This is a genomic window from Streptomyces sp. STAM6 (genome assembly GCF_054963715.1).
On the sequence record NZ_JBUEFZ010000038.1, the window covers coordinates 35,954 to 56,459 of the forward strand.

Below are 20,506 nucleotides of genomic sequence, written 5' to 3' on the forward strand. Positions count from 1 at the left end.
TAGTGACGAGAATCAGCCGTTCCAATAGGACAATCCCCCAGCTGTGCGGCGTCCCGGGCAGCGTCGGCACCGAGACTGGGAGAGCGACCCCCGCCAAGCGGTACGAACCGGACGACCGTCGACCGCGGCGCCGAGCCGCCCCGGACGACCGTCGACCGCGGCGCCGAGCCGCCCCGTACGGCCGCGCAACAGCCGCTCGCACGCGTCGCCGTCGGCTCACCGGCGGATCGACGGCCGATCGCCGTGCCGCGTCACGGGCGCCAGGGACCCGCGCCCCGCGGCCGGCGCCGGCCGCACGGGTCCGATCTCCTACGACGCCTCCTGCGTCGTGGCGAGGGTCTGGAGATAGCGCATCAGCGTCATCAGGACGTCCCGGCTGGAAGCGCGCTGCCGGGCGTCGCAGGGCACGATCGGGACGGACTCCGGGAGGTCGAGCGCGCCGCGGAGCTCCTCGACGGGGTACGTCGGCGCGTCGGGAAAGGTGTTGACGGCCACGACGAACGGCACGCCGCGCTCCTCCAGACGCCCGATGACGTCGAAGCTGACCTCCAGGCGGCGGGTGTCGACGAGCACCACCGCGCCGAGCGCGCCCTCGAAGAGGCCGCGCCACAGGAACCAGAAGCGCTCCTGGCCCGGCGTGCCGAAGAGGTACAGCACCAGTTCCTCGTTGATGCTGATGCGGCCGAAGTCCATCGCGACGGTGGTCGACGTCTTGCCGCCGACGTGGGAGGTGTCGTCGACGCCGACCCCGGCCTGGGTCATCGTCTCCTCGGTGGTCAGCGGGCGGATCTCGCTTACGGAGCCGACCAGGGTGGTCTTGCCGACACCGAAGCCGCCCACGATCACCACCTTGACGGCGGCGGTGGCCGTCTCCGGCAGCACGTCCTCGCTCCGCGGCCCGCGTGTGACGGCGCTTGCCTGCTCAGAGCCGTTGTAGTCCATCGATCACTGCCTCAATCAAAGCGCGGTCGGGGAGTTGGGCGGGTGGCACGGGCGCTCGGGCGACGACCCGCTTGTCGGCGATGAGATCACCGAGCAGGACGGTGACGACGCTGACCGGAAGGCTCAGGTAGGCGGAGATCTCGGCGACCGACAGCGGTGACTGGCACAGCTGGACGATCGCCGCGTGTTCCGGCTGCATCCCGGGTTTCACCCCGGCCCTGGCCACGATCAGCGTGACCAGGTCGAGAGCGGCGGGCGTGGACACGCCGCTGCGGCCCCCCGTGATGACGTAGAGCCGCTCGGGACTGCCGTCCTCCCAGTCCCCGCCGCTCGGGCGGCTCACCTGGCCTGCCCTCCCCCAGGGGTCTCCTGCCGCGGCGGGCTGCTCAGGTGCGCTCCGATGCGCAGCACGAGGTCGCGCATGCGCTGGCCCATCAGCCCGGCGTCGACGCCCTCGTCGGCGAGCACGGCGAGGTAGGCACCGGCGCCGGCCGCCATCAGATAGAAGAAGCCGCCGTCCATCTCGATGACGACGAGGCGCATCCGGCCGCCGCTGTTGGGGAGTTCGGTGGCGACGGCGCCCGCGAGCGACTGCAGTCCGGCGCAGGCGGCGGCCAGCCGGTCGGCGGTGTCGTCGTCCGTACCGTGCTGGGCCATGCGCAGACCGTCGGCGGAGAGCACCACCACGTGCCGGGTCTGCGGCACGCCTTCCGCGAGGTCCTTGAGCATCCAGTCCATATTGGCCTGCTGCTTGATCATGGCTGAGTGTTCCCCTTGTTCGCGTCGTTGGGCTCCCCGGTCAGGCCGCTCTGGAAGGCGGCCAGCCACATTCCGGGCTGCACCTGAGGTGCGGACTCCTGGTCGGGATCCGCGGTGGTCGTGGGCGACGTCCGGGCTGCGGGCGCGGCCGGCGCGGCGAGCTGCTTGCGGCGCCGCTGCGGCAGCCCGTTCGCGGTCCGCTCGGTCACGACCGGGGCGTGGTCGTCGGCGACCGGGCCGGTGGCGGGACGCTCGGCGGGCGGGGCGGGCGTGACCGGGTGCGTGGGAGCGGCGGCCGGTGCCGGTACGGCCGGTGCGGTCGTGCGGGGTCCGGAGGAGGTGCCGATGCCGTGGGCGATGCCGGTGGCGGCCGCGACGGTGGTGATCAGGTCCTGGGGGACGACGACGACGGCGCGGACACCGCCGTAGGCGGAGGAGCGCAGGGAGACCTGGAAGCCGTACGCCTGGGCCAGCCGGCCCACCACGGCGAGGCCGAGGCGGGGGGTCTCGCCGAGGTCGTTGAGGTCGATGCCCTGCTGGGCCTGGCGGAGCATGCGCTCGGCGCGCTTGCGGGCCTCCTCGCTCATGCTGACGCCGCCGTCCTCGATCTCGACGGCGATGCCGGACTGCACGTCGACGGCGGTCAGATGGACCTTGGTCTGGGGCGGCGAGTAGCGGGTGGCGTTGTCGAGGAGCTCGGCGAGGGCGTGGATGAGGGGCTCGACGGCGGGGCCGGTGACGGCGACCTCGGTGACCGAGTGCAGTTCGACGCGCTGGTAGTCGATGATGCGGGACATGGCGCCGCGCAGCACGCTGTAGAGCGGGACGGACCGGCTCCACTGGCGGCCGGGGCGGGCGCCGCCGAGGACCGCGATGGAGTCGGCGAGCCGGCCGATGAGGGCGGTGCCGTGGTCGATGCGGAGCAGGTCGCCGAAGACGGCGGGGGTGTTGCCGTGCCGGTCCTCCATCTCGCGCAGTTCCTGGGCCTGCTGGTGCACGATGGCCTGAACCCGACGGGCGATGTTCACGAACGCGCGCTGGGCGGACTCGCGCAGGTCCTCCTCGGCGGTGACCGCGTCGACGACGACACGGACGACGGCCCGGTGTTCCTCGGGAGCGGTGAGCGAGCCGAGTACGTCCTCCTGGAACTCGCCGTTGCGCAGCCGGGTGACCGCGTCGGGCAGCAGGGTGCCGGCCAGGTGGGCGGTCTCTGCGTGGCGGCGGGCGAGGGCCGTGTCGCGGGCCGCGAGGGCGGCGCGGAGCTCCTCGATCGCCCGGCCGCGGCGGGCGGTCTCGACGCCCATGGCGGCGAGCGCGACGGCGGCGACGGCCCCGATGGCGCCGACCGGGACCCGCGCGGAGGCGGAGACCAGGAGCACCGCGACAGCCGTGGCGACGGCCGTCAGCACGGCAGGCAGCAGCCACCCGGGCGAGACCTTGGAGCGCGGCCTTCCGCTTACGGGCGACGATTCCTCACGGACCATCTGCACCATCAGAACCCATCGGACGAGTGAAGATCACAAGATGACGCCCGGGAGCATAGCCCGTACGGGTCAAGTGGATTGACGGCGGGTCATGCGATTGGCGGGATCCATACGTTCGTGCGACACCCCCGACACGACCGCCCCGCGGCGGCTGCCCCCGCGAGCGCGTGCTCGCCGGGGCAGCCGGGAAACCCGGCCGGACAACCCGAGGTGTCGGGCGGCTGAGGTGTCAGACGGCGCGCTGGACCACGAAGGGCAGCAGAGCCAGCAGCTCAGCGGCCGGTTCGGGAGCGAGCGGGACGCTGTGGAGACACTCCCGGGCCCGGTCCAGCCGGCGCCGGGCCTCGTCGAGCGCGACCCGGCGGCCCCCGGCCTCCTCGATCAGCTCCGCCGCCCGTCCTGCCTCCTCCTCGTCCAGACCCCTCCCCGGTGTGAGCATTCCGGCCAGCCGGCCGGAGGCCCGAGTACGGGCGGCGAGCGCGGCCACCACGGGCAGCGTCTTCTTGCCCCGCCGCAGGTCGGCCAGGACGGGTTTGCCGGTGGTGGCGGGGTCGCCCCACAGGCCGAGCACGTCGTCCACGGCCTGGAAGGCCACCCCGAGCTGCCGGCCCGCCGTGGACAGGGCCTCGACGGTCGCGGCCGGCGCGCCGGCGAGCAGCGCCCCGAGGGCCGCGGCGCAGCCCAGCAGGGCACCCGTCTTGTGCTCGGCCGTCCGCAGCCAGTCGCCGACGCCGACAGCGCCGGGGCCGGTCCAGGGGCGGCCCTCGAAGAGGAGGTCCTCGGCCTGGCCGTCGACGAGGTCGTTCAGGTCCGCGGAGAGCCGGCGCACGGCCGCCCCGCCGTGCGGGCCCGGGGAGCCGGCGAGGACCTCGATGGCGAGCGCGAAGAGCGCGTCGCCGGCGAGGACGGCCGGGCCGGTGCCGTAGGCCTTCCACACGGCCGGGCGCTGTCTGCGGGTCTCGTCCCCGTCCATGATGTCGTCGTGGAGCAGGGAGAAGGTGTGGATCAGCTCGACGGCGACCGCTCCGTCGACGGCGCACTCCCCCGGTGCCCCGGCCGCCTCGGCGCACAGGACGGCGAGGGCCTGCCGGACGCCCTTGCCGGCCGAGCCGCCGCCGGGGGTCGGTTCGCCGCCGGGCTCGCACCAGCCGAAGGCGTACCCGGCCATTTCGGCGGGCCAGGCGTGGAGCCGGCGGATCCTGGCCCGCAGGGCGGGCTGAACCAGGGCGCGGCAGCGGGCGAGGGTGTCGGCGGGCGACGCGGTCGTGGTCGGCGACGCGGTCCCGGTGGCGGTGGCCGCCGTACCGCCGGGGGCGGGGGACGCGGTGGCGGTGGCGGTGGGGCGGTTCATCACACGGCCTCCCGCACGGGGGCGCCGTCCAAGGGCGTCAGCCCGAGCTCGGCATGGGCCTTGTCGACCATGGCGCGGGCGTGCAGCAGACCGATGCGGTCGAGGACGCCGCGCAGTTCGGCGAGTTCGGCGGCGGTGCGTGCCGGGTCCTCACCGAGGTGGGCGCGCGCCTTCACCGCGCCGAGCCGGGACAGCGCCGTGCCGCGGGGCTCGTCCATCTCCCGGAACTCGGCCAGGGCCTGTTCGTACGTCTCCAGGGCCTCGGCGTACCGGCCGGCCCGGTAGAGCACGTTGGCCCGCATCTTGTGGTTGTAGGCGAGGGCGCTCGACAGGTTCATGTCGCGGCAGCCGGCCTCGGCGCGGCCGAGGAGGTCGAGGGCGCGGGCGGTGTCCCCGTCGCGCACCGAGACGATGTCGGCGAGGCCGCGCAGGGCCCACGCGTGGCCGCGGCGGTCGTCGGCCCCGGCGGCTATCTCCGCGGCCTCCTCGAACAGCTCGTACGCCGTGTCGTAGCGGCCACTGTTGCGGTGCATCTGGGCGATGCCTTCGAGCGCCCACACGGTGTGGCGGGCCTCGCCGCGCTTGCGTGCCTCGGCGAGCAGTTCGTCGTGCAGCGCGCCCACGGCGCGGTAGTCCCCCTGGATACGGCCGGTCTCGGCGAGCCCGGCCAGGGAGTAGCCGTGGGCAACGATGTCACCGCCCCGTTTTCCCATGTCGGCCGCGTACCGCAGCAGCCGGAAGGCCAGGGCGAGGGAGCCGCGCTGCCGGGCGAGGGTGCCTCCGCTCCACAGCGCCCAGGCCATGGCGGGCATGTCCCCGGCCGACCGGGCCGTGCGGTAGCTCGACTTCCACGCCCGGTCGGCCTCCTGAACGTGCCCGAGCCTGCGGTGCGCCTCGGCGAGCGCCAGGGCGGCGCGTGCCGTCTCGCCCGCGTCACCGGCCCGCTCCGCGGCTGCCATCTGCTCGGTCGCCGCGGCGAGGACGTCGGTGAGCGAGGAGTTCACCGACAGCGCGCTGAGCGCCCCCTGGTACTCGGGCGCGAGAGCCTTGCTGAACATAAGTGCCTTTCCCCCAGGGGCGGCCGCGGTCCGTACGGCGTGCGGGCCTTCATCGCGGTGCCCCCTTCTCGTTCGTCTCCATCGGCTGACTGCGCGCGCTGCGGCAGGGAAGAGGATCATCGGATGGGGCAGGTTCCACTTTTCGGCAGACGGAGTTCCGGCGTCAGGATCACCCGGCGGGAGGTGCCCGGATGACGGCGGCCGGCGTCGCGCCCGCGCTGCGGGCGGTGGACGCGGTGGTGTTCGACACCGACGGGGTGATCGTCGACTCCGCCCGGGTGCACGCCGCGGCGTGGCGGGCGGTGTTCGACGCGTATCTGCGGTCCCGTCCGCCCGCCGACCCGGCGGCGCGGCGGCCGTTCGACGTCCGGGAGGACTACCGGAGGTACGTGGACGGCAGGTCCCGGCTCGACGGTGCCGCCTCTTTCCTCGCCTCGCGGGGCCTCCGGCCGTCGCCGGCCGAGGTCGAGAGGGTCGCCGCGGACAAGGAGCGGCTGTTCACCGAGCGGCTGCGGGGAGAGGGCGTGGACGCCTTCCCGGGGACGGTGCGGCTGCTGCGGGCGCTGCGCCTCGCGGGTACGCCGCTGGCCGCGGCCTCGGCCTCCCGGCACGCCGGGGAGACCCTCGCTCGCGCGGAGGTGCTGGAGCTGTTCGATGTGCTGGTGGACGGCGTCGAGGCGGCGCGGCTCGGCCTGCCGGGCAAGCCCGATCCGGCACTGTTCCTGGAGGCGGCCCGCCGGCTGGGGGTGCCCGCCGGGCGGTGCGCGGTCATGGAGGACGCACTGCCGGGCGTCGAGGCGGGCCGTCGCGGTGGCTTCGGGCTGGTGGTGGGAATCGACCGCGCGGCGACCCCGCCCACCCGTCAGGCACTCCTGCACCACGGCGCCGACCTGGTCGTCCAAGACCCGGGCGAGCTGCTCGCCGCACCCTCCTGAACACACCGCCCCCGGACCGTCGGCCGGTCCGCGTCAGGCGGCGGTCCGGGCCGGCGGGCGCCCGGTCTACGCGGGCCGGTTCCGCGGGCGACTTCGGTCGGCGGACGGCCCGGGTCACCGGACGCCCCCGGGACCGCAGCCACCTCCGGGACAGCGCGTGCCCGGTCGGCAGGCGCGTCCGCTGGGCAGGCGGTCCGGGTCGGCAGGCGCCCGGTCGACGGCCGAGCCGCGGCAGCGGGCGACTACCGGGCCGACCGGCGGGCCGGGCCCACAGGCGGTCCGTGTCAGCGGGCGCCTCCGCGTCAGGCGGGCCGGGCCTGCAGGGCGCCCCGTCGACGTGGGACAGGTGAGCGGCGACTTCGGTCGGTGGATTGGCCGCGTCGGCGGGCGCCCCCGGGACCGCAGCCACCTCCGGGACAGCGGGTGCCCGGTCGACGGGCGGGCTGGGCGGACGGTCCGAGCCGGCAGCCGCCCGGGGCGTCCGGGCGGCGGCGCCTCCGCGTCAGGTGGCGGGCCGGGGCGGCAGGGCGTCCCGTCGACGTGGGTCGGGTCAGCGGCGACTCCGCTGGACAGGGTGTGTCCCGGGCGGGACGGGGCCCGTCAGCGGGCGGGCACGGGGTCGGCGGGCATCCGCTCGGTGGGCGGGTCCGATGGGCGGGCGGGCCGGGTCGGCAGGCGTCGGGGCGGCAGGGGCAGCCGTCGGAACTTGAGTCCGGGCCGACGGGCATCCGGTCGGCGGCAGACCCGGTCCGCGGGCGAGTCCGACGGGCAGACCGTCCGGGACAGCGGGCGGGTACGGGGTCACTGGGGCGGCTCGACGTCGGCGGGCGGGTCCACGGCAGCAGGCGGTCCACGGCACGGGGGCGGCCGCCGCGGGGTCGCGTCAGCGGGGGTGGCCCGGGGCCGGTTGATGGGTCTGGCGCGCGGTGATCTTGCGGCCGGTGACCCGCGTGGGGGTGATCATCACCCAGACGTGGTCGCCGTCCCCGCCGCACCAGGCGGTGCTGTAGGCGTGTGCGTCGAGGTCGCGAACGGTGTCGGGGTCGGTGACGATGCGCGCCGTACCGACGACCAGCACGCTCCAGCCCCGGCAGAGCGCGTCGTCGATGTGGTCCACCTCGAACGCGACCTCGCCGCCCGGCCCGCGGGACGGCAGGGCGTCGGCCGAGGTGCGGAACGCGACCTCGCCGTGGTCGAGGAGGTAGTCGACCGGGAGGATCGCCGGTCCGTCGTGCGTGGTCACCGCGACCCGGCCCACCCCGTGCGTGCCGAGCAGGGTGCGGCATTCGTCGAGGCCGAGGTCGGCCAGCTCCGGGTGGTACGCGGCCTGGCCGGCCCCCGCGGGCAGGTCCGCGGTGCCGCCGGTGAGTTCGATGACGCTGGTCTCCAGGGCGTCGGCGAGCCGCAGCAGGAACCCTATGCCGGGGGTGGCGGTCTGTTCCTCCAGGTACTGGATGTATCCCGGGGCCGAGCCGGCCCGTACGGCGACTTCCTCCCGGGTCAGGCCGAGCTGCTCCCGGCGGGCGGCCACCCGGCGGCCGATGTCGCCCCGCAGTACCTCGTGCGCGGGGGCGCCGGGGCCTTCGAGGAGCCGTTTGTCCGACATGAGGGCACCGTCCTTCCCGTCGAGACGGCGCCTGCCGGCGGGCCCGTCCCGGACGACGTCACGGTGCACCGCGGGGCGGCGGTGCGCTGCGGCGCATTGCGGCGTGCGGTGCCGCACTGCGGCAGGCGGGGTCTTTCTCCACGGTAGCCACCCGGCCCGCGGTCCGCACGCCTCCTCCCCGGCCCGCGGACCGCCGGTGACCGCTCGTGTCCGCACGGGCACCCGCGGGTGTTCGTCAGCGCTCTCCCTCGTCGTCGCCGGACATGGGGGCCACTCCCTTCCCCGGTTCGACGACGTCGCGGCGGCCGGCGTGCTGTGCCCTGTCGACCGCCGTGATCTCCGGGTGGTGGAGGGCGAAGGCGGGTGACTCGGAGCGGATGCGCGGCAGGGCGGTGAAGTTGTGGCGGGGCGGCGGACAGGAGGTGGCCCACTCCAGGGAGCGCCCGTACCCCCAGGGGTCGTCGGTCTCCACGGGTGTACCGTGCCGGGCCGTCTTCCACACGTTGTAGAGGAACGGCAGGGTCGACAGGCCGAGGAGGAAGGACCCGAGCGTGGACAGCGTGTTCAGCGCGGTGAAGCCGTCGGCGCTCAGGTAGTCGGCGTACCGGCGGGGCATTCCTTCGGCGCCCAGCCAGTGCTGGACGAGGAAGGTGAGGTGGAAGCCGGTGAACAGGGTCCAGAAGTGGATCCTGCCGAGCCGTTCGTCGAGCATCCTGCCGGTCATCTTGGGCCACCAGAAATGGAAGCCCGCGAACATCGCGAAGACCACGGTGCCGAAGACGACGTAGTGGAAGTGGCCCACGACGAAGTAGCTGTCGGTGACGTGGAAGTCCATCGGCGGCGAGGCGAGGATGACGCCGGTCAGGCCGCCGAAGAGGAAGGTGACGAGGAACCCCACCGACCACAGCATCGGCGTTTCGAAGGAGATCGAGCCCTTCCACGTCGTGCCGATCCAGTTGAAGAACTTCACCCCGGTCGGCACGGCGATGAGGAAGCTCATGAAGGAGAAGAACGGCAGCAGCACGGCTCCCGTGGCGAACATGTGGTGGGCCCACACCACCGCGGACAGTCCGGTGATGGCGATGGTGGCGCCGACGAGCCCGATGTAGCCGAAGAGCGGTTTGCGGGAGAAGACCGGCAGGATCTCGGTGACCACGCCGAAGAACGGCAGGGCGATGATGTACACCTCGGGATGGCCGAAGAACCAGAACAGGTGCTGCCAGAGCAGCGCGCCCCCGTTGGCCGCGTCGAAGACGTGCGCGCCGAACTGGCGGTCGGCCTCCAGTACGAGGAGGGCGGCGGCGAGGACCGGGAAGGCCATCAGCACCAGGACGGAGGTCAGCAGCACGTTCCAGGTGAAGATCGGCATGCGGAACATCGTCATGCCGGGGGCGCGCATGCAGACGATGGTGGTGATGAAGTTGACCGCGCCGAGGATGGTGCCGAACCCGGAGAGCGCGAGGCCCATGATCCACAGGTCGGCCCCGATGTTGGGGGTGCGCGCCTGGCTGTTGAGCGGGGCGTAGGCCGTCCAGCCGAAGTCGGCCCCGCCGCCGGGGAGCATCAGGCTGACGGCGACCATGATGCCGCCGAACAGGAAGAGCCAGTACGAGAACATGTTCAGTCGCGGGAACGCGACGTCCGGCGAGCCGATCTGGAGCGGCATGACGGCGTTGGTGAAACCGACGAAGGTGGGCGTGGCGAAGAGCAGCAGCATGACGGTGCCGTGCATGGTGAACGCCTGGTTGTACTGCTCACTGGAGATCAACTGCAGGCCGGGCCGTGCCAGTTCGGCGCGCATCACGAGCGCGAGCACGCCGGCGAACAGGAAGAACACGAACGAGGTGACGAGGTAGAGGGTGCCGATCGTCTTGTGGTCGGTGGTGGTCGCCCAGGCCACCAGGACGCGGCTCAGCCGCCGCTCCTTCGCCGGTGCGGGAGCGTCGGGCTCGGTCGATGTCACCATACGAATCCTCGGAAGCGCACGCACGGGCAGAGACGCCAGAACGCTACGCACAGGGCGGCGTGCGGGACGGCTTTGAGTCCGCGCGCTCCAAAGACGTCACTCGTATGACGTCACCCGTACCGGCCGGCATCCGGGGCCCGGGCCGGCCACCGGGTGCGTGCGGGACGGCCCCTGTCAACACCGGGTCATGGCTTCACCATGTCGGCACGGCCACCCCAAAACCCCGAGCACAATGTGCAGTTGTAGAGGGGGCGCGGCGCGTGCCGGGCGCGACGGACATTTGATCTTGTTGAAAGTTAGGCTAGCCTAACTTCCTATGGGGCGGCGGTGGGTACTCCTCACCACGGGCCTCGTGTGCGTGCGCCCCGCGCGCGATCCCTCCGCACCTCCGCAACACGACGAAGGGGCATCTGCCATGCCGCACGGTGCGCTGCGCGCCGAGCTTCTGGAGCGCCAGGAGCGACGCGAATCCTCCGCCCGTACCTACGCCCGCACCCTGCCCGTCGCACCCGTCCACGCCTCGGGCGCGGTCATCACCGGCGCGGACGGCCGCAGTTACCTCGACTGCCTGTCCGGCGCGGGCACCCTCGCGCTGGGGCACAACCATCCCGGGACCGTCGCCGCGCTGCAGGCGGTCCTCGCGTCCGGTGCGCCCCTGCACACCCTGGACATGATCACACCTCAGAAGGACGCCTTCTGCGGCGAGTTGCTGGACCGGCTCCCGGGCGGCCTGCGCGGCGACGCGCGGCTGCACTTCTGCAGCCCGGCCGGTACGGACGCGGTCGAGGCCGCGCTGAAACTGGCCCGGCACACCACGGGGCGGCGCGGCGTCGTGGCCTTCACCGGCGCCTACCACGGGATGACGCTCGGCGCGTCCGCCGTGTCGGGGCCGGCGCGGATGAGCGGCGCGATCGGCGCGGACGGGATCCCGGTGATCCGCGTGCCCTACCCGTCCGGACTGCGCTGCCCGTTCGGGTCCGGCGACGCGGAGCGGTCGGGGCAGCTGTCGGCGCGGCTCCTGGAGAGCCTGATCACCGATCCCAGCAGCGGTGTCGAACTGCCGGCCGCGGTCATCCTCGAAGTGGTGCAGGGCGAGGGCGGGGTGGTCGAGGCCCCGGACGGCTGGCTGCGCGACATCCGCCGGATCACCACCGAACACGGCATCGTGCTCGTCGTCGACGAGGTCCAGACGGGCATCGGCCGCACCGGGCACTTCTGGGCCTGCGAGCGCGCCGGGGTGACCCCGGACGTCCTCGTCATGTCCAAGGCGGTGGGCGGCGGGCTGCCGCTGGCCGTCATCGCCTACCGGCCCGACCTGGACACTTGGCGCCCGGGCCACCACACCGGTACGTTCCGCGGCAACACCCTCGCCATGGTCGCCGGGCTCATCGCCCTGAGGACCGTCGCGGAGGAGAAACTCGACGAACGGGCGGGCAAGTTGGGCGAACGGATGCGCCGGGGGCTGCGCGAGATCGCCGCCGCCCACCCCGTCTTCGGCGAGGTGCGCGGCCGCGGCCTGATGATCGGCGTCGAGCTGGTCGACCCCACGGCCGGCCCCGGCCGCGACGGCGCGCCGCCCGGTGATCCGGCCCTCGCGGCCGCCCTGCGCACGGCCTGTCTGGAGCGCGGGCTGATGCTGGAGCTCGGTGGCCGGGACGACACGGTGCTGCGGCTGCTGCCGCCGCTGGTCCTCACCGACGACCAGGCCGACTCGGCCGTGGAGCGCATCGCGGACGCGCTGGAGGCCGTCTCATGAGCGGCCGGCCCGCGGTGCCCGTGGCGGGCGGGGTCAACGGCCCCGACGAACTGGGCAAGTTGACCGCCGTCGTCCTCGACGCCCTCGCCGAGGGAGCCGCCGACCGGGGCGGCCCGCTGCCCGCCGGCGGTCCTGAAACCGTCACCGAGCGGCTGCGGGCCACCTGCGCTCCGGTCCTGCCGGAGCACGGCACCGGTGCCGAGGAGGCGCTGCGCACCGTCGTACGGGCGGTGGCCGAGGGTGCCGCCGACCCGTCGGACCCGTCGTGCGTGGCCCACCTGCACTGCCCGCCGCTGGCCGTGGCGGCCGCGGCCGACCTGGCGGCGTCCGCGCTGAACCCCTCGATGGACTCCTGGGACCAGGCACCGGCGGCCGCCGCGCTGGAGGCCGAGGTCACCGCCGCGCTGGCCGCGCTGGTCTACCCGGGCCGTGCGGCACCCGACGCCATCGTCACCAGCGGCGGCACCGAGTCCAACCAGGTGGCGCTGCTGCTCGCCCGGGAGCGGGCCCGCGCCGTCGGCGCGCCGGGTCCGCGCGTGCTCTGCGGCACGAACGCGCACCACAGTGTGGCCCGTGCCGCCTGGCTGCTGGGCCTGCCGGCCCCGGTGCCGGTGGAGTGCCGGGCCGGGCGGATGGTGCCCTCGGCGCTCGACCGGGCGCTCGCGGGGCCGGCCGGCCCGGCTCTGGTGGTGGCCACCGCGGGCACCACCGACGAGGGTCTGATCGACCCGCTGCCCGAGATCGCCCGGGTCGCCGCGGCCCACGGCGCGGAACTCCACGTCGACGCCGCGTACGGCGGTCCGCTGCTGTTCAGCGACCGGCTGGCGCCCCGGCTCGACGGGCTGGAGTCCGCCGTCTCGGTCACCTTCGACCTGCACAAACTGGGCTGGCAGCCGGTCGCGGCCGGGCTGCTCGCGGTCGCCGACGCCGCCGCCCTGCGGCCGCTGGGCTTCCAGGCCGACTACCTCAACGCCGACGACGACACCGAGGCCGGACTGCCCGATCTGCTCGGGCGGTCCGTGCGCACCTCCCGCCGCCCCGACGTACTGAAGATCGCCGCCACCCTGCGGGCACTGGGCCGCACCGGGATCGGCGCCCTGGTCGAGCACTGCGTCCGCGCCGCGGAGGAGTTCGCCCGGCTCGTCGACGCCCATCCGCGGGTACGCCGCCGTCCCGGCGACCTCGGCATCAGCACCGTACTGTTCCGGCCCGTCGCGGCCGACGGGCTGCCGCCCGCCGAGGGCGACGCGCTTGTCGCCGCGATCCGGCGGGACCTCCTCGCCCGGGGGCTCGCCGTCGTCGGCCGGGCCCACGCCGAGGACGGCGACGGCGCCCGCCGGCTGTGGCTCAAGGCCACACTGCTCCACCCGCGCACGGCGGCCGACGACCTCGAGGGGCTGCTCGCCCTCGTCGCCGCCACCGCCACCCGCACACGCTCCACGGAAGGACCCCGATGACCTCCGCACCGCCCCCTCGTTCCGAGGAGAACACCGTCGATCTGCTCGGTGTGGGCATCGGCCCGTTCAACCTGTCGCTGGCGGCGCTCGCCGACGGCGTGCCCGGCCTCGACGCCCTGTTCCTGGAACGGCGCGGCGCGTTCCACTGGCACCCCGGCCTCCTGATCGACGGGGCGACGCTCCAGGTGCCGTTCCTGGCCGACCTGGTGAGTCTGGTCGATCCGACCAGTCCGTGGTCGTTCCTCAATCACATCCGCCACCGCGAGCGGCTGTTCCCCTTCTACTTCGCGGAGCGGTTCCACATAGACCGCGCGGAGTACGACGCGTACTGCCGCTGGGTCAGCGGCCAACTGCCGTCCTGCCGCTTCGGCCACCAGGTCGACTCCGTCCGCTGGGACCCGTCGCGCGAGGCGTTCGAGGTGGGCTTCACCCGGCTGGACGAGAACGGCGACGCGGAGGGCGTGGGCCGCGTCCTCGCCCGCCACCTCGCCCTCGGCGTCGGTACGGCACCGCACGTACCGGCCCCGCTGCGGGCACTCGCCGAAGACCCGGACGCCCTGGTCCTGCACTCCGCCGACTACCTCGCCCACCGGGAGCGGCTGCTCGCGGCGGGGCACGTCACCGTCGTCGGTTCCGGGCAGTCGGGCGCCGAGGTGCTGCTCGACCTGCTGCGGGCCCGGCCCGCCGGGCGGGAGGCGCTGGCCTGGCTGGCCCGCACGCCCGCGTTCGCGCCCATGGAGTACAGCAAGCTGGGGCTGGAACACTTCACCCCCGACTACACCCGCTACTTCCACGGTCTGCCGGAGCGGACCCGCGACGAACTGCTGCCCCGTCAGTGGCAGCTGTACAAGGGCGTCAGCGGGGACACCCTGGGCGAGATCCACGACGAGCTGTACCGCCGCGCGGGCAACGGCGGCTGGCCGGACGTCACGCTCACCCCCGGTGTCACCGTCACCGCGGCCGAGGCGGACGCCGGACGCCTGGCGCTGCGCGTCACCCACGGCGAGCAGGGCACCCGGGCCCGGCTGACGACCGACGCGGTGGTGCTCGCCACCGGGTACGCCGAGCGTCCCGTGGACGGGCTGCTGGCACCCCTGCGGCCGCGCATCGCCCGTGACGACTCCGGCCGCCCCCTGATCGACGGCGAACAGCGCCTCGTCCTCGACGACGGGGTCGGCGGTTCGGTGTTCGTGCAGAACGCGGAACGGCATACGCACGGAGTGGGCACGCCCGACCTGGGGCTGGCCGCATGGCGTTCCGCGGTGATCCTCAACGCGCTGGCCGGCCGAGAGGTGTACCCGCTGCCGCGGCGTACCGCGTTCACCACGTTCGGCCTGGCCGGCGCCCGTGGCGACGACGACCGCGAGCCGCCGCTGCCGGCCGGCTCCCGCCACCTCTGAGGCCCCTCCCCCGCGCCACCCGAGGCGGCCGGCCGGCCGCCGGACAGAAAGAGTGCTCATGAGCCCGACGCCGGCGATCTCCTCCCCTGCGGACAGCCTCCACGACGGTGACCCGACGGCCGTCGCCGATCACGCGGCCACCGGCAACCTGCTGCGCTGCTGGGTGCGCGAGACCGGAGTGCCCCGGCCGGCCGACGGCGTCCTGCGCCTGGAGCTGCCCGCGACCGGAGCCGTTGTCGAGGCGCCGGTACGGTACTGGTCGGCGGTCGGACTGCACCGGTTCGGCCCGGCCCGGCTGGGCACCGGCACCCCGGCACCGGCCTCGCTGGTCGCCGCACTGCTCGGCGCCGAGGCGGCCGACGGCACACCCTCCGCCGTCACCGATCTGACCGGCCGGGTCACCGACTCGGTACGCCGCGTCGAGGGGTTCGTCCGCACCCGCCGCGGCGAGCCCGGCGACCCCGCGGGCACCACCGCCTTCCTCGCGGGGGAACAGGCCCTGATCACCGGCCATCCGCTGCATCCCACGCCCAAGAGCCGCGAGGGGCTCACCGAGGCGGAGGCGGCCCGCTACTCCCCCGAGGTACGCGGCGCGTTCCCGCTCCACTGGTTCGCCGCCGACCCGTCCCTGGTCCGCGCCGACTCCGCCCTGGACACGACCGCGCAGGAGCTGCTGGCGCGGTTCGCGGACGGACTTGCGGGCCGGCCGGCCGGAACCGTCCTGGTACCGGCCCATCCGTGGCAGGCGCGGGACGTGGTGAGCCGGCCCGCCGTGCGGGCACTGCTGGACGCCGGACTCCTGCACGACCTGGGGCCCGCGGGCCCCGACTGGTCGGCCACGTCGTCCCTGCGCACGCTCTACCGCGCCGAGGCGCCCGTCATGCTGAAGTTCTCGCTGGGCCTGCGGATCACCAACTCCCGCCGCGAGAACATGCGTGCGGAGCTGCACCGGGGGCTCGCCGTGCACCGGCTGCTCACGGCCGGCCTGGGCGGGGCGCTGCGGGCCGCGCACCCCGGCTTCGGCATCGTCGGCGACCCGGCGTGGCTCGCCGTGGACTCGCCGGACGGCTCCCCCACCGGGCTCGACGTCGTCGTGCGCGACAACCCGTTCGGCCCGCACGCCGCCGAACAGGGCGTGTGCGTCGCCGGGCTGGTCACCGAACGCCCCGACCTGCCGGACGGCCGCTCCCGGCTCGCGTCCCTCGTCCACTCCCTCGCCGGGCGCACCGGCCGTCCCGTCGGCGACGTCGCCCGCGAGTGGTTCGCCCGGTACACCGAGCACGTGGTCACACCCGTTCTGTGGCTGTACGCCGTCCACGGGCTCGGTCTGGAGGCCCACCAGCAGAACACCCTCGTCGTCCTCGACGCCGACGGCTGGCCGGCCGGTGGCCGCTACCGCGACAACCAGGGCTATTACTTCTCGCCGGAACGCAGCGAGGCCCTCTACCGCTGGGTGCCCGGAGTCGGCCGGGATCTCGGCACTTATGTGGACGACGCGGTCATCGACGAGCGGCTCGCCTACTACGTCGGTATCAACAACCTGCTGGGGCTCGCCGGTGCGCTCGGGTCCCAGGGTCTCGCCGACGAGCGGGACCTGCTGCGTCACGCGGACGGGATGCTCGCCGCCCTCGCCTCCGAGCACGGTGACCGGCTGCGTCTCGCGACGGTGTTGCGCGAGGAGCCGACCCTGCGCTGCAAGGCGAACCTCCTCACGCGCGTCCACGGCATGGACGAGCTGACCGGCCCGCTGGAGGCCCAGTCGGTGTACGTGGACATCGCCAACCCGATCGCTGGGGTGCGCCGGTGACACCCGCCGCAGACGTCGTGGCCGAGACGGAGCTGGCGCAGGGCACGTTCACCCTGCGGGCCGTCGACCCGCACGGGGACGCGCGGCTCGTCCACGGCTGGATGAACGACCCCGACGTGGCGCGGTACTGGGAGCTGGCGCAGCCGCCCGAACGTATCGCCGCCTATCTGCGCGGGCAGGTCGCCAGCGGCCACTCGACGCCTTTCGTCGGCTGTCTCGACGGCACTCCGATGAGTTACTGGGAGCTGTACCGCGCCGACCTGGACCCGCTCGCGCACCACTACGACGCCCGGCCGCGCGACGCGGGCCTGCATCTGCTGCTCGGGCCGTCCGCGTACCGGGGCCGTGGTCTGGGCGCCGCCCTGCTGGGTGCCGTCTCCGACTGGTCGCTGCGCCGTGATCCGTACGCACAGCGGGTCGTCGCCGAGCCCGACGTCCGCAACGTCCGCTCGGTCCGTGCCTTCGAGCGCGCGGGGTTCCGGATGGTGGGGCAGATCGATCTGCCGGACAAACGCGCGGCGCTCATGGTCCGCGAGCGCGGGGAGTGAGCGCGAACCCGCCGTCGGCCGGTGTCATGGCGCGGGGGAGGCGGGACGGGTCTCGCGGCGGGAGCCGTTGAGGCCGGGGTGCCGGGCGGCCTGAATCCACCCGGTGCCCCGGCCCTTGGATGCGGGCGAGTCCGCCACCCCGCCCGTACCTTTCCCAGAGTGCCGGGCGGGGGCGTACCGCTCCTACGGGATGACGCGCACTCGCCATTGGTATGACCGCGGGTCGACGTGGTTCAGCTCCGGGGGGTGGCCGGGCGGCGCGGTGGGGTGGCGGCCGCCCGTGCCGCGGCCCGGGTGATGTTGCGTGCCATGCCGCCGAAGACGAGGGCGTGGAACGGTGAGACGCTCCACCAGTAGGCGTGTCCGAGCAGGCCGTGCGGATGGAACAGGGCGCGCTGCCGGTAGCGGCTGCGGCCCTCGCCGTCGGGTTCCGCGTACATCTCCAGCCACGCGAGGCCCGGCAGCCGCATCTCCGCCCGCAGCCGCAGCAGCCGGCCGGGGTCGATGGCCTCGACCCGCCAGAAGTCCAGGGAGTCGCCGACGCGCAGCCGGTGGGCGTCGCGGCGGCCGCGGCGCAGCCCGACACCTCCGACGAGCCGGTCGAGCCAGCCGCGTACGGCCCAGGCGAGGGGGAAGGAGTACCAGCCGTTGTCGCCGCCGATGCCTTCGATCACCCGCCAGAGCGCTTCGGCCGAGGCGTCGACGGACCGGACGCGCCGGTCGGTGTAGAGGCTGCCGCCCGCCCAGTCGGGGTCGGTGGGCAGCGGGTCGCTGGGCGCGCCCGACACGGAGGCGGAGGACCAGCGGGTGGTCACCTGTGCTTCCCGGACCCGCCGCAGGGCGAGCGCCAGCGCCTGGTCGCACCCGATCGGCCGGCCCGGAGAATCGGGGACGTACCGGGCGATGTCGTGTTCGCCGCAGACCACTTCGTGGCGCAGGGACTCGGCGAGCGGGCGGGCGATGGCGTGCGGTACGGGGGTGACGAGACCGACCCAGAGGCTGGAGAGCCTCGGGGTCAGTACGGGGACGGGGAGGATGATCCGCCGGGGCAGTCCGGCGACGGCCGCGTACCGGCGCATCATGTCGCGGTAGGTGAGGACGTCGGGGCCGCCGATGTCGAAGGTGCGGTTGACGTCGGGGGGCAGGCCGGCGCAGCCCACGAGGTAGCGCAGGACGTCGCGGACGGCGATGGGCTGGATGCGGGTCCGCACCCAGCTGGGGGTGATCATGACGGGGAGCCGCTCGGTGAGGTAGCGCAGCATCTCGAAGGAGGCGGAGCCGGAACCGATGATGACGGCGGCGCGCAGCACGGCGGTGGGAACCCCGGAGTCGAGCAGGATGCGGCCGACCTCGGCGCGCGAACGCAGGTGGGGGGAGAGCCGGTGGGCGGGCACCCCGGCCGGGGCGAGGCCGCCGAGGTAGACGATCCGGCGGACCCCGGCGGCCCGGGCGCTGCGACCGAAGATCTCGGCGGCGCGGCGGTCGGTCTCCTCGAAACCCGGTCCGGTGCCGAGGGCATGGACGAGGTAGTAGGCGACGTCGACTCCGCTCATCGCCTCGCGCACGGACTCCTCGTCGGTGACGTCGCCGGCCGTCACCTCGACGCGGTCCGCCCAGGGGTGGCCGTGGAGTTTGCCGGGCGAACGGGCCAGGCAGCGGACCCGGTGGCCGGCGTCGAGCAGTGCGGGCACCAGGCGGCCGCCGATGTAGCCGGTGGCACCGGTCACCAGGCAGAGGAGGGGGGCTTCGCCGTCGGCTCCGTGCGGGGTCATGGAGCTCCGTTCCGTGTGTCGGTGGAGGTCGGTGGTGCGTGGGTCTCCACCGTCTCCTTCCCCGCCCGGGTTCCGGGTCGGCAACACGGGCGGGGGGCACGAATTTCACCGGGCGGCGCGTCGCTGCCGGGGAGCGGCCGGGTCAGCCGATGGGGAGACCGGTGTAGTTCTCCGCAAGTTCGGCCGCGGCGTGCGGCGAGGCGGCGATCCGGTGCAGCTGGGCGAGCTGGAGGCGGGTGTCGAACGGCGAGTGGCCGGGGTCGGTGTGCAGCGTCGTGGTCATGGCGTGGGAGAAGTGCTCGGCCCGCCACACCCGGCGCAGGCAGGTGTCGGAGTAGGCGTCCAGCAGCTCCGGTGATCCGGTGGCGTACCGGTGGGCGAGGGCGCGGGCCAGCACGACGGCGTCGGCGGCCGCGAGGTTGAGCCCCTTCGCGCCGGTCGGGGGCACGATGTGGGCGGCGTCCCCGGCCAGGAACAGCCGGCCGTGCCGCAGCGGTTCGGTGACCACTGTCGATGCCGAACCGGTCCAGCAGCCGGGCCAGCAGCAGCCCGGCGGGCCCGGCGCCGATGATGCCGACGGTGGTGTGCATGCCGTCTCCTCGCTCTCCGCAGCACGACGGCTGTTCGGGAAGTGAAGTGACCTTCACCGGGTGGGCGGCCCGAGTCTGCGCCGGGCCCGTGGCGCTGTCAACGGGCCCGCCGCCGCGGACGGTACGGCCCGGCCCGTGTCAGAAGACGGACAGGCCGGTCAGCGTGGTGAAGCGGTCCAGGGCGGCCACGCCCGCCACCGAGTTGCCGCGCTGGTCGAGTCCAGGGCTCCAGACGCAGAGCGTGCAGCGGCCCGGGACGACGGCGATGATGCCGCCGCCCACGCCGCTCTTGCCGGGCAGTCCCACCCGGTAGGCGAAGTCGCCCGCGGCGTCGTAGGTGCCGCAGGTGAGCATGACCGCGTTGATCTGTTTGGCCTCGCTGCGGGTGAGCAGCAGGGAGCCGTCGGCCCTTATGCCGTGCCGTGCCAGGAAGCCGGCGGCGCGCGCCAGGTCGGCGCAGGACGCCTCCACCGAGCACTGGCGGAAGTACTGGTCGAGGAGATCGGGCACCGGGTTGGTGATGTTGCCGTAGGAGGCCATGAAGTGGCCGAGGGCGGCGTTGCGGTCCCCGTGAGCGGTCTCCGACGCCGCGATCCGTTCGTCGAAGGTGAGGGCGGCGTTGCCGCTCTCGGCGCGCAGGAAGTCCCGGAGCACCCCGGCGGCGTCCCCGGTCAGGGTGTGCAGGCGGTCGGTGACGACGAGGGCGCCGGCGTTGATGAAGGGGTTGCGGGGGATGCCGTTCTCGTACTCCAGCTGCACGAGGGAGTTGAACGGGTTGCCGGACGGCTCGCGGCCGACGCGTTCCCAGAGTGCCTCGCCCTCCATGGAGAGCACGAGGGCGAGGGTGAAGACCTTGGTGATCGACTGGGCGGAGAAGGGCTGCTGCCACTCCCCCACGCCGTACACGGTGCCGTCGGGTTCGGCGACGGCCATGCCGAACCGGCGGGGGTCGGCCTCGGCGAGGGCCGGGATGTAGTCGGCGGGTCGGCCGCGGCCGGGAGTGGCGGCGATCTCGGTGGCGATGCGGTCGAGCACGGGCTGGAAGGACGATGACACGCCCACACAGTACGGGCTG

At 74.2% G+C, this 20,506-nt stretch carries 16 protein-coding genes and 2 pseudogenes; 6 read left to right on the plus strand and 12 right to left on the minus strand.

Going from position 1 to position 20,506, the window contains the following annotated elements:
- Positions 1-309 precede the first annotated feature (309 nt).
- The 6 genes from ACY34K_RS29420 to ACY34K_RS29445 form a co-directional block, all read right to left on the minus strand.
- Positions 310-942 carry a GTP-binding protein gene (locus tag ACY34K_RS29420; protein ID WP_462752494.1) on the minus strand — a complete coding sequence of 211 codons (633 nt, stop codon included), beginning with the start codon at positions 940-942 and terminating at the stop codon, positions 310-312.
- On the minus strand, positions 923-1,285 hold the full coding sequence (locus ACY34K_RS29425; RefSeq protein ID WP_462752495.1) for a DUF742 domain-containing protein: 363 nt from the start codon (positions 1,283-1,285) through the stop codon (positions 923-925). Before ACY34K_RS29425 ends, ACY34K_RS29420 begins: the two co-directional genes overlap by 20 nt.
- On the minus strand, positions 1,282-1,701 hold the full coding sequence (locus tag ACY34K_RS29430) for a roadblock/LC7 domain-containing protein (RefSeq protein ID WP_462752497.1): 420 nt from the start codon (positions 1,699-1,701) through the stop codon (positions 1,282-1,284). Before ACY34K_RS29430 ends, ACY34K_RS29425 begins: the two co-directional genes overlap by 4 nt.
- Complete coding sequence (locus tag ACY34K_RS29435) at positions 1,698-3,185, minus strand: sensor histidine kinase (RefSeq protein WP_462752519.1); 1,488 nt, start codon at positions 3,183-3,185, stop codon at positions 1,698-1,700. Before ACY34K_RS29435 ends, ACY34K_RS29430 begins: the two co-directional genes overlap by 4 nt.
- Before the next feature lie 229 nt (positions 3,186-3,414).
- Positions 3,415-4,536, minus strand: a complete 1,122-nt coding sequence (locus ACY34K_RS29440) for a polyprenyl synthetase family protein (protein ID WP_462752499.1) — start codon at positions 4,534-4,536, stop codon at positions 3,415-3,417.
- Positions 4,536-5,594: a tetratricopeptide repeat protein gene (locus tag ACY34K_RS29445; protein WP_462752501.1), complete on the minus strand. Its 1,059-nt coding sequence runs from the start codon at positions 5,592-5,594 to the stop codon at positions 4,536-4,538. Before ACY34K_RS29445 ends, ACY34K_RS29440 begins: the two co-directional genes overlap by 1 nt.
- Before the next feature lie 191 nt (positions 5,595-5,785).
- On the opposite strand from ACY34K_RS29445, the gene ACY34K_RS29450 reads away from it, so the two are divergent.
- A complete protein-coding gene (locus ACY34K_RS29450; RefSeq protein ID WP_462752502.1) occupies positions 5,786-6,529 on the plus strand; it encodes an HAD family hydrolase in 744 nt (247 codons plus the stop codon).
- A gap of 883 nt (positions 6,530-7,412) precedes the next feature.
- Here the strand turns inward: ACY34K_RS29450 and ACY34K_RS29455 are convergent.
- Entirely contained in the window at positions 7,413-8,135 is a 723-nt protein-coding gene (locus tag ACY34K_RS29455) for a helix-turn-helix domain-containing protein (protein ID WP_462752504.1), read from the minus strand.
- A 235-nt stretch (positions 8,136-8,370) separates the two neighbouring features.
- A complete protein-coding gene (gene ctaD / locus ACY34K_RS29460; protein ID WP_462752506.1) occupies positions 8,371-10,101 on the minus strand; it encodes an aa3-type cytochrome oxidase subunit I in 1,731 nt (576 codons plus the stop codon).
- A 415-nt stretch (positions 10,102-10,516) separates the two neighbouring features.
- On the opposite strand from ctaD, the gene ACY34K_RS29465 reads away from it, so the two are divergent.
- Genes ACY34K_RS29465 through ACY34K_RS29485 form a run of 5 tightly spaced genes read left to right on the plus strand, consistent with a single transcriptional unit; the run spans position 10,517 to position 17,069 of the window.
- Entirely contained in the window at positions 10,517-11,857 is a 1,341-nt protein-coding gene (locus ACY34K_RS29465) for a diaminobutyrate--2-oxoglutarate transaminase family protein (RefSeq protein ID WP_462752508.1), read from the plus strand.
- A complete protein-coding gene (locus ACY34K_RS29470) occupies positions 11,854-13,314 on the plus strand; it encodes a pyridoxal phosphate-dependent decarboxylase family protein (protein ID WP_462752510.1) in 1,461 nt (486 codons plus the stop codon). Before ACY34K_RS29465 ends, ACY34K_RS29470 begins: the two co-directional genes overlap by 4 nt.
- Complete coding sequence (locus ACY34K_RS29475) at positions 13,311-14,714, plus strand: lysine N(6)-hydroxylase/L-ornithine N(5)-oxygenase family protein (RefSeq protein ID WP_462752512.1); 1,404 nt, start codon at positions 13,311-13,313, stop codon at positions 14,712-14,714. The genes ACY34K_RS29470 and ACY34K_RS29475 overlap by 4 nt, the downstream gene beginning before the upstream one ends.
- A gap of 58 nt (positions 14,715-14,772) precedes the next feature.
- Positions 14,773-16,521 carry an IucA/IucC family protein gene (locus tag ACY34K_RS29480; RefSeq protein ID WP_462752514.1) on the plus strand — a complete coding sequence of 583 codons (1,749 nt, stop codon included), beginning with the start codon at positions 14,773-14,775 and terminating at the stop codon, positions 16,519-16,521.
- A complete protein-coding gene (locus tag ACY34K_RS29485; RefSeq protein WP_462752521.1) occupies positions 16,407-17,069 on the plus strand; it encodes a GNAT family N-acetyltransferase in 663 nt (220 codons plus the stop codon). The genes ACY34K_RS29480 and ACY34K_RS29485 overlap by 115 nt, the downstream gene beginning before the upstream one ends.
- A gap of 233 nt (positions 17,070-17,302) precedes the next feature.
- Here the strand turns inward: ACY34K_RS29485 and ACY34K_RS29490 are convergent, their stop codons facing one another.
- The 4 genes and pseudogenes from ACY34K_RS29490 to ACY34K_RS29505 form a co-directional block, all read right to left on the minus strand.
- Positions 17,303-18,841 (minus strand): SDR family oxidoreductase, encoded by a 1,539-nt coding sequence (locus tag ACY34K_RS29490; RefSeq protein ID WP_462752515.1) that lies wholly within the window; start codon positions 18,839-18,841, stop codon positions 17,303-17,305.
- Between the two features lie 142 nt (positions 18,842-18,983).
- A pseudogene (locus ACY34K_RS29495) lies at positions 18,984-19,346 on the minus strand (FAD-dependent monooxygenase); the annotation flags it as partial.
- 37 nt (positions 19,347-19,383) lie between these two features.
- Positions 19,384-19,431 (minus strand): annotated as a pseudogene (locus tag ACY34K_RS29500) (hypothetical protein); the annotation flags it as partial.
- 138 nt (positions 19,432-19,569) lie between these two features.
- Positions 19,570-20,493 (minus strand): glutaminase, encoded by a 924-nt coding sequence (locus ACY34K_RS29505; protein WP_462752523.1) that lies wholly within the window; start codon positions 20,491-20,493, stop codon positions 19,570-19,572.
- Positions 20,494-20,506: the final 13 nt, after the last annotated feature.

Excerpts from the sequence above, each read along its gene's own strand:
- ACY34K_RS29420 (WP_462752494.1), bottom strand. The coding sequence starts at position 942 with ATGGACTACAACGGCTCTGAGCAGGCAAGCGCCGTCACACGCGGGCCG.
- ACY34K_RS29430 (WP_462752497.1), bottom strand. The coding sequence starts at position 1,701 with ATGATCAAGCAGCAGGCCAATATGGACTGGATGCTCAAGGACCTCGCG.
- ACY34K_RS29435 (WP_462752519.1), bottom strand. The coding sequence starts at position 3,185 with ATGGTCCGTGAGGAATCGTCGCCCGTAAGCGGAAGGCCGCGCTCCAAG.
- ACY34K_RS29440 (WP_462752499.1), bottom strand. The coding sequence starts at position 4,536 with ATGAACCGCCCCACCGCCACCGCCACCGCGTCCCCCGCCCCCGGCGGT.
- ACY34K_RS29445 (WP_462752501.1), bottom strand. The coding sequence starts at position 5,594 with ATGTTCAGCAAGGCTCTCGCGCCCGAGTACCAGGGGGCGCTCAGCGCG.
- ACY34K_RS29450 (WP_462752502.1), top strand. The coding sequence starts at position 5,786 with ATGACGGCGGCCGGCGTCGCGCCCGCGCTGCGGGCGGTGGACGCGGTG.
- ACY34K_RS29455 (WP_462752504.1), bottom strand. The coding sequence starts at position 8,135 with ATGTCGGACAAACGGCTCCTCGAAGGCCCCGGCGCCCCCGCGCACGAG.
- ctaD (WP_462752506.1), bottom strand. The coding sequence starts at position 10,101 with ATGGTGACATCGACCGAGCCCGACGCTCCCGCACCGGCGAAGGAGCGG.
- ACY34K_RS29465 (WP_462752508.1), top strand. The coding sequence starts at position 10,517 with ATGCCGCACGGTGCGCTGCGCGCCGAGCTTCTGGAGCGCCAGGAGCGA.
- ACY34K_RS29470 (WP_462752510.1), top strand. The coding sequence starts at position 11,854 with ATGAGCGGCCGGCCCGCGGTGCCCGTGGCGGGCGGGGTCAACGGCCCC.
- ACY34K_RS29475 (WP_462752512.1), top strand. The coding sequence starts at position 13,311 with ATGACCTCCGCACCGCCCCCTCGTTCCGAGGAGAACACCGTCGATCTG.
- ACY34K_RS29480 (WP_462752514.1), top strand. The coding sequence starts at position 14,773 with ATGAGCCCGACGCCGGCGATCTCCTCCCCTGCGGACAGCCTCCACGAC.
- ACY34K_RS29490 (WP_462752515.1), bottom strand. The coding sequence starts at position 18,841 with ATGACCCCGCACGGAGCCGACGGCGAAGCCCCCCTCCTCTGCCTGGTG.